The organism is Methanosarcina sp. 2.H.T.1A.6 (genome assembly GCF_000979455.1).
Classification (GTDB): Archaea; Halobacteriota; Methanosarcinia; order Methanosarcinales; family Methanosarcinaceae; genus Methanosarcina.
On the sequence record NZ_JJOY01000038.1, the window covers coordinates 67113 to 80251 of the forward strand.

Annotated in this window: 11 protein-coding genes; 5 read left to right on the forward strand and 6 right to left on the reverse strand. The window is 41.9% G+C overall.

The genetic code is table 11. The annotated features are described in order from the left end of the window. Nucleotides 1-43: 43 nt before the first annotated feature. From EO98_RS10875 to EO98_RS10895, 5 genes are all read right to left on the reverse strand, one after another. On the reverse strand, nt 44-871 hold the full coding sequence (locus EO98_RS10875) for an NAD(+)/NADH kinase (protein ID WP_048135038.1): 828 nt from the start codon (nt 869-871) through the stop codon (nt 44-46). Between the two features lies 1 nt (nt 872). Further along, nucleotides 873-1676, reverse strand: a complete 804-nt coding sequence (locus tag EO98_RS10880) for a bifunctional fructose-bisphosphatase/inositol-phosphate phosphatase (RefSeq protein WP_048140355.1) — start codon at nt 1674-1676, stop codon at nt 873-875. A 178-nt stretch (nt 1677-1854) separates the two neighbouring features. Beyond that, entirely contained in the window at nt 1855-2862 is a 1008-nt protein-coding gene (locus EO98_RS10885; RefSeq protein ID WP_048140357.1) for a type II glyceraldehyde-3-phosphate dehydrogenase, read from the reverse strand. Between the two features lie 617 nt (nt 2863-3479). Then, the gene (locus EO98_RS10890; protein WP_048140359.1) at nt 3480-3668 is read right to left on the reverse strand and encodes a CooT family nickel-binding protein; all 189 of its coding nucleotides are present in this window, start codon (nt 3666-3668) and stop codon (nt 3480-3482) included. 344 nt (nt 3669-4012) lie between these two features. Next, nucleotides 4013-4894: a DUF89 domain-containing protein gene (locus EO98_RS10895; protein ID WP_048140361.1), complete on the reverse strand. Its 882-nt coding sequence runs from the start codon at nt 4892-4894 to the stop codon at nt 4013-4015. Nucleotides 4895-5187: 293 nt separating this feature from the next. On the opposite strand from EO98_RS10895, the gene EO98_RS10900 reads away from it, so the two are divergent. Next, nucleotides 5188-6708 (forward strand): sulfatase-like hydrolase/transferase, encoded by a 1521-nt coding sequence (locus tag EO98_RS10900; protein WP_048140364.1) that lies wholly within the window; start codon nt 5188-5190, stop codon nt 6706-6708. Between the two features lie 891 nt (nt 6709-7599). Continuing rightward, nucleotides 7600-8787, forward strand: coding sequence for a lipopolysaccharide assembly protein LapB (locus tag EO98_RS10905; protein ID WP_048140366.1), 1188 nt, complete (start codon nt 7600-7602; stop codon nt 8785-8787). A 227-nt stretch (nt 8788-9014) separates the two neighbouring features. Here the strand turns inward: EO98_RS10905 and EO98_RS10910 are convergent, their stop codons facing one another. After that, nucleotides 9015-9860, reverse strand: a complete 846-nt coding sequence (locus EO98_RS10910; RefSeq protein ID WP_235283594.1) for a metallophosphoesterase — start codon at nt 9858-9860, stop codon at nt 9015-9017. A gap of 318 nt (nt 9861-10178) precedes the next feature. Here EO98_RS10910 and EO98_RS10915 point away from each other — a divergent pair, with 318 nt between their 5' ends. From EO98_RS10915 to EO98_RS10925, 3 genes are all read left to right on the forward strand, one after another. Beyond that, nucleotides 10179-10568 carry a hypothetical protein gene (locus EO98_RS10915; RefSeq protein WP_235283595.1) on the forward strand — a complete coding sequence of 130 codons (390 nt, stop codon included), beginning with the start codon at nt 10179-10181 and terminating at the stop codon, nt 10566-10568. Between the two features lie 553 nt (nt 10569-11121). Continuing rightward, the gene (locus EO98_RS10920; protein ID WP_200895246.1) at nt 11122-12330 is read left to right on the forward strand and encodes a C39 family peptidase; all 1209 of its coding nucleotides are present in this window, start codon (nt 11122-11124) and stop codon (nt 12328-12330) included. 26 nt (nt 12331-12356) lie between these two features. After that, nucleotides 12357-12893, forward strand: coding sequence for a UPF0228 family protein (locus EO98_RS10925; RefSeq protein ID WP_048139687.1), 537 nt, complete (start codon nt 12357-12359; stop codon nt 12891-12893). Nucleotides 12894-13139 lie beyond the last annotated feature (246 nt).

Consider the following 13139-nt stretch of genomic DNA (forward strand, 5'->3'; position numbering starts at 1 on the left):
ACAAATTAAAGTTAATGAGAAGTCAAACCTGAAAGAAGGCTTTTCAGGAAAGTTTCCGCTGAACCCTCTCGTAAAAGCAGGTATCTGAAATCCTTACAAAACGCGCAGGGAATTTTGATTTCTTCAGTTTGACAACATCATCAGCCCTGATCCTGTAAGACTTCTGCCCGTCAATTGCAATTACAGCCTCTTTTTTAGGGTCTGACAATTTTACTGTAATCTCGCTGTCCGAAGGGATAACCCAGGGTCTTGACGATAGCTTGAAAGGAGCAACAGGGACTACCACGATTGCATTTACCCTCGGGTTTACGATAGGGCCTCCGGCGCTCATTGCATAGGCTGTTGAGCCTGTGGGGGTTGCAAAAACCACACCATCCGCGCGAATATCATCAAGCCGGCAGTCATTAATGTGGACTTCAAACTGAATAATCTTTGCGGGTTTTGCAGACATTACAGCGACCTCGTTAGTGGCTGTTTCAAGCATCTCCCCATTAAGGAAAACGTCTACCCGCATCCTTTCGAGATACGAAAAACCATAGAGAACTTCCTCTATGGCCTCAATTGCATCTTCAGGCTCCACATCTACAAGGAAACCGAGAGTGCCCATATTAATTCCCATTATGGGAAGAGGGTCTTTCATTTTGGCAATGTTCCGCAGGACTGTCCCATCGCCTCCCACAGTTATGATAAGTTCGACTCCCTCGTCCCTCATTCTTTCGACAGGAGTCCCCTCAATTCTCAGGACATCGGCTGTGGCAGTGGAAACATAGATCTGCACCTTCGACTGGAAGTTCGAGATAATATTCCTTACCATCTCAAGTACTTCAGGACTATCACAGCGCGATGCGAGCCCTATTTTTTTAATTGCCAAATTATCCCTCTGCGAGTAAGCTTAAAAGTTTTTTATGTACGTGTCCGTTGGACGCGACCATCTCCACTCTGGCAGTAACATTATCAGGAAGTCTTAAAGTCTTTCCGTATCCGTCCGTAACAAGCCCACCGGCTTCTTCAAGGATAAGCTGGCCTGCTGCCACATCTGTTACACGCAGAGCCTTTCGGACATCCACAAAGGCATCAAGCCTGCCTGAGGCTACATAACACAGTTCAAGCGCCACGCTCCCAAACAGCCTCACGCGGCGGACATTACTGTATATCTTTTGGGTCCTTTCCACGTTTTGCCTGTAGCCGTATACACTGACACAGAGTTTATTCAGGTCCGAATTCGCGGAGGGTTTGATTTTATTCCCATTCAGATATGCGCCCTTTCCGGCTTCTGCATAATACTCTTCCTTGAGGGCAAGGTTGCTCACATACCCGAACCTGAGGTCTAAGAGGTCGTGAGAGGCAAAAGCTATTGAAACGCTGTAGAAAGGAATTCCTGCAGAAGCATTATATGTCCCGTCGAGGGGGTCAAGCACAACAGAAAACTCAGGAGACTTCCCGATAACAAGTTCACCAAATTCTTCACTGAGTATCCTCATGGACCTGCCGTCCGCCTTAAACACCTCGATAATGGCATCCTCTGCTGCAAGATCTATACCGGTAGTCGGCGTCCCGTCAGCTCCCATACATACGAAGCTGCTTGCCGAATCAGTGCCCACAAGGTCACAGGTTGCATCGTATGCAGCCTTGAAAGCCTCCCTGCACAATTTTAAAAAGTTTGAATCTGAAGTCATTAAGGGTCGGATCCTTCTTATTTCAGGGTTCCAGGTTCCACATACCAGGTTTTCGGGTACCTGGAACTGAGGTTTCGTAAATCAGGACTCAGGAAATTCGTCAGAAATTTCAATAGAAAGTTCGTCCGAAAGTGTATCAGATACCCTGAGTCCCGGAAATCAAGAGCTTCGGGAAGGCTCAGAGCCCAAGGGCTTTGTTTGTTTTCAGGATTGATTTTGCGCCGTCGCTCTCAAGCTCCATCATTGCGCGGATAGCATCCACGTTTTCAGGGACCACAATGGATTCCTGATGGATAGCCTGGAAGAAGTAGAGTTCCCCTTCGTGCATGGTGACGGAATCAGTCCAGACGCAGTTTTCCCACATATCGTTTCTGGGACGCTTAATATCCCTGGCAACTTCCATGATTTCAGCCGTGGAAGATATGCCCTGCCCTACGAAACGGACTCTGGACTGGGAACCAAGCACTTTCCTGACGTCTTCGGCAGTGCACTCGTTCTTAAGCTCCATGTTCACTGTGTGCAGGTGCATTAAGGTCGTCGGGATTTTCATTGCGGCTGAGGTGATATTTATATGGGGAATAACAGTCTTCACATCGGGACCGTGGTGGGAAGGCAGCTTGATCGGGTCCGGCACGATTGCATTGATCGGTCCCTTCTTTATATCGTTGGGATCGGCTGATCTCCGGGCAAGGGTTACCCTGACCTTATTTACCCCAAAAGCTTTGTCTATGGGATAGATGACCCTGCAGAGCCCTGTGGTGTTGCAGGAAACAACCCTCACGAAGTCAAGGCCCAGGGCCCCTTCGTAGTTTGAGACGGCGTTAAAGGAAAAACCCGTAAGTTCGTGCTCCTCACCACCCTGCCAGATGGCCTTTACCCCGGATTTTTCGTACAGGGCTTTATTAGCTTCCCCCACTCCTCCAGGAGTGCAGTCCACAACCAGGTCGGCTTTTTCCACCATTTCCTCAATGCTCCCGGCGGCAGGTATTCCTGCCTTTTCAAAAGCTCCCAGATTGGCGGCAGGGGCATAGATATCATACCCTAGCTGGTGGGCTACTGCAGCCTCATAGTTTGGCTTTGTCTTGGAAACGCCTATGATTTCCATGTCATCCTGAGCCTGTACGGCGTCTGCAACCCTTTTCCCTATAGTTCCGTAACCGTTTACTGCAATCTTTGCTTTAGCCATTTATTATCCTGTCCTGTTTATCCTGAACTATCCAATTCAGGATTAGTCTAAATTATATTAAATTAGTCTAAGTAAATTAGTCTAAGTAAATTAGACTAAATTAAAGTGAATTACAGTCTAATAGCCTGAACAGCTGAAAATTATTTTTTATACGTTTGTGATTTCCGGGCAGTGAATTACACTAATCTAAATATATGCATAAATTTAAAGTGTTTCATGGATTTATAATGTACGTCTGAAATTAAGAGATGCTAAAAACTGCCCGATCTTCGAACTAAGATACTGATTTAAATGATAAATATTTTGAGTGCTTTAAATTTACGCCTGATTGTTGATTGTTATATATCAGGTAACATTGAGGTTATAGAGAAGAATAGATAAATGCTTTTCCCGGGTAGTTATTGCAAATTAAAGAAACTGATAGAGAGATTCAGTGCTTTCGGAGCTTCCAGATGGTTTTCCGAAAGGTTAGATATTCACCGGTTCTTCAGTAAATTAGCAAGACTCCTTATCAGAACTGTCTTCCCACTAAAACAGATGATCTAATTCCTGCTAAAGAAAAAAGGTCAATAAGCAGGTAAAACTAAGGAAGAAGTAATGTAAAAAAAGTAAAAAAATCAATTTGACAGAATAAGGGCTTCCCCGCGTGAGAAATTGATTTCCTTTATCGAGCCTTCAACCGTCATTTTATCTCCGAGGATTCCAGTAAGCTGAATTGATTTTCCTTCAACCAGAATCTTTGCTACAGATTCCATGACCTTCTCTCGGTTTTCTCCACGAAGCATAATTACATTAAGTTCACACATCTTAGATCTCTCCTTATATTGTTCTACTTATACCGTTTAAATAACATATAATTATAAATCAATAAATATCTGGCTGGTCTGTATTTTGAAACTGTCAAATCTTATAAAATTCCGCACTGACATTATAAAATTCCGCACTGACCTTAAAGTATTTTTCATTAACTATATTTAATTTGTAGCCCTGCTCAATAAAAAGTTGCCGAAAAAATCCGGCAGCCGGAAAATCTGAAAAAAACATGAAATTCTTCAAATAACACAAAGAAATGAAAGTACTTTTCAAATCAGTACTTTCATGCCAAATATACCACGAAATATCAGGACAAAAGATCCGGCGGGCGCGAACTTCAGGGGAAGTTCATCAGTTTTGCAACCGACAGGCCCTGTTCAAGCCCGAGGTCTTCAGCCACACACTCGCATTTTGTAAGGAGCATATAGGCAATCGGCCCGAAATTATGTTCGGAGAGAGTCTCGTAGTTTGCCATGCCCTTGCTGATGATAAGGGTTGCATCTTTCATTACGTCGAGAAGTTCGGCAGGGGCTTCTTCGATCAGGATACCTACAGCGTTTGAACCTGTGGTCATTATCCTGTCAACCTTTTTGTCGATTTCAAACTCTTTTACCTCTTCTAATGTAACATCTGTGAGAATGGGACCTCCTCGGACCACCAGTGTGATATTTCCGCCGAGTTTTTTAATCACGTCGAAAACAATAAGATCAAAAAGGATCTCTCCGCAGTTGTCAGCAATGTAGACAACATCCTTAAGGAGCCCCATCATCTTTGGGGTATCATCAACGTCAAGTCCATGTTCGAAAAGTTTTAGAAAAGCAGCTTCAAATTTATCTTCGCTTGCATCAAAGCCCATAATCCCGAAATCAAAATAATTCGCGATAACCGACGCAAGCACTGCCCGCCTGAAAAGTTCTCTGTCATCAGGAGAGTTTTCGTAAATTTTTTCTTTTGCTGCGGGCAGGACTTTTAATGCAGCCCGGTTGATGAGCTTTTTTGTGACTTCATATGGATCATTGTCTTCGAGGATTTCGTAGCACTTTCGATGAATTTTAGTAGCTACGGATGCTGATACCGCCTCAGGGTCATAGTGTTTATTCATGACGTCAAGGCATTCATGAATCGTCTTGCAGATCAGATCTTCATCATCCGTTGAAAGCTTTGATTGAAAATGTACTCTAGAAAGCAGGCAGTATGTACAGCGTGGGTTCATCTTCATGGGGAATCTCCCTGTTTTTTGGATTATATGATAGGGTTTTTCAGAATGTTACTGGTATGCGTGGCAAGTGTTATACCTTTACTCCTTCTGGTACAATAAACCTTTAAAAAAATAAACCTTTAAAAAGGTAACCTTAAACCTGGATCTGAAAAAAATTTAGGTATGGAGATTTCACTACAGCCTCGTATTTATGTCCTCTGCATCTCACAAAATGGATAAGGCAGTGAACTTTGCCAGCAGATTTTTTTGAAAAGGGAAATTCTTTATAGCTGATGAATCTAAAATAATTTACGATGATTCCAGGGATCCGAAACTTCAAATTATTTCCAATTCTGGTTTTACTTACAACACTGTTGATCCTTTCTGCAGCTTTTCCAGTTCCTGCATCTGCACTTACCGAGGTTGAGATAAACCCTGTCAATACACCCGACGGTGCAGTCGTGTTGATCGTTGACGGCTTAAGCGCTCCTTTTATCTATCCGGAGCTTACACCGCATGCACTTGACGGTACACCCCTTGAAAACGCCAGGCTTGAGAATATTCCGGAAATAGGCAAAACCAGTGCCCGGATTCTCGAGTTTCGTGCTCCTCAGACATTTACCGAAGGAGGGCACTCGGTCCTTGTTACCGGAAACCCGGGTGCAGACAGTGAATTTGTCAGTTTCAAAGATGCAAATATTTTTGATGTTTTACACAGCGAGGGGTACTTTTGTATTGCTGTTATGGAAAAAGGGGATTCCTGGTCAATCTGCGCCGAACAGGATGCTGTCCTGAGGGATGAAAACAACTCTATAAAGAAGATGGAGATCGTGCTTGCGCAGTATGAACATTCTCAGGATAATCCTGTGCCATCCGGGCTTTTGCAGCTAATGGAAGCGGAGGCTGACCTGGCTCCGGGATATGTCACCTCAAAAGAGACTGGGGAAAAGTATAACGGATATAACAGGTGGGGTATTGAAGCCGCCTGTGCTGTTGTAGAGTACATGGAAAAAAACTGTCCCGGGCAAAAATACCTGCTGACTGTCAATGTAGGGGCAATTGATATGAGCGGGCACTACAGGGGCAACTATGGATATATAGACTGCATAGAAAACCTTGATTCGGAGCTTTTATCCCTCTATAAACTATGTGAAAAAAACAACCTTGCTTTTGTCCTGACCTCAGACCATGGGATGGCTTTTTCGGCAGATGGTTCTAAAGGAGGGCACCAGTCCGAAAAATACTCGGTATCGGATGAAGCGCAGATGGTCCCACTCATCGTATATGCGCAGGATGTCGAGAGCGGGGTTATCAGGGGAGAATTCGGGCAGGAGGACTTTGCTCCCACCCTTCTTGGAATCCTTGATGTCCCGGACAGGCCCAGGTTTATGCAAGGAGAGCAGATCCTGCTTACAGGGCACGTGAACCTGAAAGTCAAACTTCCGGAAAAAGGATCCGTAGAACTCATGAAAGATGGAAAAGTAATCTCATCTCCAGGAAACGATGACCAGTTCCTTTTCCTCGGCCTTGAGCCGGAGAACTCCTATGCTGTCGGGGCTGTTCTGAATTCCGGAAATAGCCTTGAAGAAAAGGAGAAAGAGGTTTTTCTTAAAACTGATTCGGTGGTCGAATTCGGGAGTAAAGGAGCCAAAACAAAGGAAAGCGAATCCTCCCCGGAGGGAGCAAAAGAAGAAACCAGCTCTGCAGGTGTTTTCGGAGAAGGAGATTCGATTTTTGGCAGGAACTCAAAGCACCTGATAGGATATTTCCTGATAGGAGCAATAAACCTTGCAGGGTTTTTTATCATTATGAAAATTCTGAAAAAACACGGTTGATATTTTTGGATCAAAGTTTCTGTTCAGCTAATGCTTTCGTTTTTACCTTATTATATGCAGGCAGACTCAGGAGGGCTCAGGTAGACTCAGGAGGGCTCAGGCAGACTCAGGCGGGTTCAGGCAGGCTAAAGCGGCAGGTGAGATTATGCGCTGGATAAAAGATACATCTGTATACCTATAGGGAGTTAAATCTAATAAATGGGCTTTATAAATACCAAAAGGGAGTTAAAAAGAATGTAACGGAACTGTCATTCAGGTTTCCCGGAATAACATCAACAGATTTCTCAGGCACTTCCAAAAAAGCGATAAAATTGATGAAATTATAAAAACGATCAAAATAGCTAAAAACAGTATAAACCTATGGTTTACTTATGGTTTACCTGCTGTTTACCTCTAATTTGATACAAACCAGTTATTTTTAAATGTTGAATTTATGCCTTAGTAGAAATTATTTAATTCCTTTCCCCTCTGGCTAATACTATCATTAGATATGCTTTTCTTTTCTATTCGTATTTTTATTTATTTAGTTTTCGTTTTTCCATACCAGTTAATAGTAACATTTTTTATGTTTTTATAGTCAATGATATATTTTAATCACGTATTCTGCCCTACCTCTCTTGTTTTTTATCCTGCAAAATATATTTTTTTAGAAAACCGCTGTCGTTCAATGCAATCAGCTGTTTTATTTTGCGTAATAAAGGGATAGAATGTTATATGATAATTATAATATTATACTCGGCCTCTTATACACTATTCAAACACTAATGGTATGTCTAATAATCTTACGCAATATTCACTCACTAATATATTCAATTAAGCGTAAACTATACTCCGGATGTTACACTGACAACCCCCCTACCAGAACACTCACTTTTCTGAGGTGCCGGATACATGGACTTTGATGCTATTGACGATTTTGTGTACGATGTTATTGGAATAATCGGATCTGACCAGAAAAACCTATCCTGTGCAGCTGATTTTGCTCTGAAAAGCTCAAAAGAAAAATCTTATCCCCCAAAACTTCTACTTGAACTCTCTAACGCATGCAAGCAGCAAAAAATGCATCTGGAAGAATACGTTTTTGCAAAGGTCTGCTTAATGCAGGCTTCCGGAAAGCTCCGCGAAGATTCCTGCTATGCGCTGGGTATTGCAGCACATGTACTGGGTTTTTCCCCTGAAGCCGAAGCAAGCTATCTTGAAGTCCTGAATGAAAACCCTGAAAATGCAGATGTAAGATGTGCTTACTCTGAGCTTCTTTTAGAGCTCGGAAGAGTTCAGGAAGCCGAAAATGAGTATAAAACCGTACTTGAAACCTCGCCCGAAAATGTAAAGGCAAATACCGGGTACGCTTACCTTCTGGCCGAATACGGGCATGTAGATGAAGCAGAGGAATGTTACTCGAGAGCACTTGCCGGTAACCCGAACTATGTCCCTGCCAGAGGTGGGTATGCAAACCTGCTTTTTGAGCTTGGAAGACTAAGAGAGGCCGAAAAAGAGTACAGGCTTGCCATGAACCTTGACCCTGAAGACCCAAGCCTCCACCACAATTTCGGTGTCTTGCTCTCATTCCTTGGCCGCTCTTCTGAAGCCGAAGTTGAGTACAGGAAAGCTCTTTCACTTAACCCCAGGCACAGAAGAACTCTTTTCAACTATGGGAACCTCCTTGCGAGGGAAGGCAGGGTCTCGGAAGCTGAAGAACAATACATGGAAGCCCTTTCCCTTGACCAGAATGATGCAAAAGTCCATTCCAATTATGCAAACCTTCTTGCCCGCTTCGGAAGAAGGTACGAAGCTGAAATGGAATATAAAAAAGCTCTAAGTCTTGACCCGGAAAGCGTTGAGGGACATTACAGCTACGGAAACCTTCTTTCGGAACTCGGGCGCTTACCTGAAGCAGAGGACGAATACAAGAAAGCCCTTGTTCTCAATCCATATTATCCTCCACTTCACTACAACTACGGACTGCTCATGAGAAAAATGAGTCGTTTTGACGAAGCTAAAATCCAGTATACAAAAGCAATGCAACTCGACCCGGATATAGGGAACAAAATGACCGATTCCTGGATTATTCTGGATTAAGAGCAATTAACCATCAAATATAACCATCAAATATAAGCATCAAATATAACCAAATAATCCGAACCAAAATATTCCGACATTCAAAAATAACAACTATCGACAATCCGGCATATATAAAGACTCCAGTTTGAAGTAGTGACTCAGGCTGGAGCAACTTTTCATTGATTTTAACTGATTTTTTGCTTTAATCCGGCTTTTTCTTTCCTGTTCAGGCTAAATTTTCGGTTTTACTGAGAACGATTTCCAAAGGTAATAATTTTCAGTTCTTCATTTTCGAGCAGGGCAAAAGCAGCAGCATTTCCGAGCCCCACATAATCCGGGCAGGAAAATAGGGAAAGCAGTTTACCGTCGAACCACCATTCATATCCGGTTCTGAGAGCTGTATGCCCTCTCACAATCCTTTTCAAACCATTTGTTTCTAAAAAGCCGTCAACAATCTCAGGCCCGAATTCCTTAACAGTAGAACCTCTTGATGAAGTGCTCAGCCCCGGATGTTTCGAAGGGTCATTCCATAGATAAGGAAAAGCGCCTTCTTTTGTGATGGCATCAACACTTTCGGTTCCATTGATTCCTCCGTGTACGCAGAAGGTATGCCCCGAGATTATTGCTGCTACCGGCAGCCTGTCATATGTCCTGCTGACATTCAGGAGAAAAACCTGGTCAAAGCCAATTTCCTCAAAAAAGCCGTAATAGAGGTTCATATCCACAGTTTCATGGTTCCCTCTGAGCAGGAAAATGTTTTGAAGCTCTTCAAGTTTCAGCCGGAAAAGCCTTATAAGGACTTCTGTGCCCTGCATCCCGCGGTCCACATAATCACCCAGAAAAAGCATGTATTTACAGCCAAGTTCTTCTCTCATTTCCATTACAAAGTTAAGGGCATCAAGGTCCCCGTGGATATCTCCAATAAGCATAATAGACTCCGTAAATGCCGGGTCAATCCGGAGCACGGCAGGTTCGGACTCAAGTACGTTATTTATCTTCGGGAGGAGAAGGCTAAGTTCTTCTTTTGTTTTTGTCTTCTCAAGGTCATTTACTGATGTTATGGAACCACCCCGATAAATCCAATTAAACAATGTCTGAAGAGGTTTTAAAGATTGTAAAGACCGCCTGTCGGAAATTTTTCTAATGAGATTAGAGGGAGTTTTACTCGATAAGCATTTCTGAGCCAGATACAAAAGATCAGTATACAGCTCATATTCAATAATAAATTCCTGCAAGAATGTGCAGCTATTAAGCCTGATTACCTGCATATACTAAAACAGGAAAAACCAGTTCAAGCAGGGAAGACCGAAAGCAGGAATGACCGAAAGCAGGAAAAAGCGGTTAAATAATAAAGAATGAAAAACAAATATATTTGTGAAGTTTAAGGATCTGAACGGGAGTACAGGACAATGGAACTTGATATAAGTGAGCAGGACCCGGAAGAGATGGACCTTGCCGATGTTGCGCTTGAGTATGAAGAGCTTGTCTCTGCAATATCCATTCTGGAAAAGAGGCGGGAAGAACTTAGAGCCCGCATTATGGATACCTTTGCAGAAAAAGAAATTGATGTCCTGAGAATAGGGCATGTGGAGCTCAGGCGGCAAAAGGCGGATTGGAAGCTCTGGCACATTAACAGGCTAAAGCCTTATCTTGTGGAACGTGAACTCTGGGATATGGTCGAATCAGTTGACAGGAAGAACCTCAGTAAGCTAATTGAGAAAGGTTTCCTGACTGAAGAAGAACTCAAGGGTATGTATGATGTGGAAACAAGGTACAGTTTGCGTGTGAACAGAGTTTAATTTAGTGATCGGATCTTTGCGGCACTGACTTTCAATTTGTTACTTCATCTGGCTGGCAGGTCGATCCAGAACCCGCGAGGTACATGACGAGAATAGTGAAAGTAACTTGTGGAGAAAAGTGGGGAATCGTACCAGCCTGTGCATGATCTCACAGCCAGGGGCTGTAAAGTAGTTCAAGAATACTATAAGTCAATACAGGTATTGGCTTAGTATATTTTATTTTGTGTTACTTCTGATATTTATAATATGCAGAATATGGTTGTAGTCGAGTATTCGTTATATAGTTTCTGGCCAGATCATCGAACTATCAACGATCAGGAGATAACTTCAGATTCAAAACAGGTATGAAAAACGGATAGTTAGAGAGAATGGCCAGAAAACTTATAAGGAGTTAGATCGAAGGGATTTATGGAGTTCAGAAGTGCTTTCCAGGTACCGCCCGAACTCCACAAAACACGCCCTGAAGGCATGAGTTATGTTAGCTTTGTCTGTATTTAAGGCTTAGCTTGCCTGATCCTGCCTCCTGGGTATAAGATACACAGGAGATTAAAGTATGAACCGTAATAAAATTGGAGTAAGTATACTTGTTTTAGCAACACTGCTGGTTGGTATGGTGTTAATACCGGCAGTAAGTGCACAGGAAGAAAAAGATTATTCTGTAACTGCTGAGGAAGCTTTTAAGCATGCCAATGCGAACATGATAAACTTTATCGCAACTAACACATCAGGATTTGAAAACTGGACAGGAGCATCTATTGATTCCAAACCACTGGAGCTCTACGATCCAACTGGTCAAAAGTTGTATTATCAATTTTCTGTATTAAAAAATAAAACCCTGATAGGTATAATCGACATTGCTGCAGATAAAAGGCTTGGGCAAACAGTCCAACTTGTTTTATTTGAGCCAAAACCTTTTGATGCCACTACAGCTATGAATAAATCAAGAGAAATCGCTAAAAATGAATACCCTGAGGGGGAAATCAAATCAACACAGATGGTTGTATACGATTATCCTATCGTAGGAGCAATGACTATAGTAAAGGACAAGACTACAGGAGTTGAACATCGGATATTTGTGGATGCATACACTCTTGAAAAAGTAGAAGATAAACCTGCAACTGAAACTGAACCCGGAATATGGTCAATATATGAACAGAGATTGAAGAATGGGATAGACAACAACCTAAGACACTGGCAAAAAAGTGATGAACTTGCTAAATCTATAGAACAAGCAGCAGTTAATAAGGGGGTTAGTATTAATGCGGCAGTCACTGAAGAAAATATTAAAAAACTCAGTGCCGATATAACAAAATCGAGAACTGATGTTGAAGTAGATCTTGGTGCTACTGTATATGCGCAAATAACGAGCTACTACTGTGGTCCAGCAACTGCCAAAATGCTTACTGAATATTACAATGATGAAAATCCTCACCAAACTACTATATATGAAATGATGAACGGAGTAGCTCCTAACGGGGTTACTAATTCCCAGCAGTTACTTTATTATCGTTCAAGCAACGGAATGAATAAACCTGATTCATTCAGTACAACCACTGTATCTTTTGCTGGAGCTATGAATGAAATTAACAATGGTGGACCCTTCAAGAGTGGAGTTCCAGGTCATGCTCGAATGTGTCGTGGATACAAAATAAGTGGTTCGAATGAATATTTGCGTATAGGTGACCCTAATCCCATATATTTCTGTGTACCTTATTGGGAAGCATTCGGTTCTGAAGATGACCGTATATATGTGAGGAGTTAAAACTCCTCATTTTTTTGGTGATTGATGTGAATAAAATTAGCAAAGTAGTAGTTGTTTTTATTGCTCTTCTAACCTTCTTAGCACTGATGATTCAATCTCAAGAAGTTAAAATAGCTGGTTTATTTATTCAATTTGAAAATGAAACTAGTGAGGCGGAAGTTAAAGCCATTCTTGAAAATTACGACATACCCGTGAATTATACCATAGACTATAATTCTAATATTGGGCGAGGAATGTACTACATAGAAGTTGATGAAGATAAAATATATGAATTAAGGAAAGATGAAAACTGGACTTCTGTAGTTGAAATCAAAAAAGGAAATTATAACATAATTATGTTATCTGAAGAATTTGTTCCAGATGAAAATGTTCTCGCAATGCTGGAAAAAAATAACCTTCAGTTGAAAAAGGCTGTTGTGTGTTATATCCATTTTGGAGTTGGACCAGCGGACTGGGTTGTGGGAAAGAATTGTATTCTGGAAAAGGATGCAATAAGGATCAAAAATGAGCTTGAAACAAATGAGAAAATTTTGATTGTAGGCCTGGATGATATTGAAGGGTAATACTCCAAGCTTCGTCATTGGGAAGCTTGGCTTGCCAATATGGGAGTGGAAGTTCAAAAAGAAGTTACAGTGTATTGGATAAGCAAAAGTCGTTGGAAAAGTATATGCATTTAGATTCTGGTTCGAAATAAAAATAATTGAAGTCTCTGATTCAAAAATCAACCGTATATAAGTGGGATTTATGCTCCCCTCATTTTTTAAGTACTGGTATGAATAGAATCTATGAGGCAGTCGATGATGTTGTTG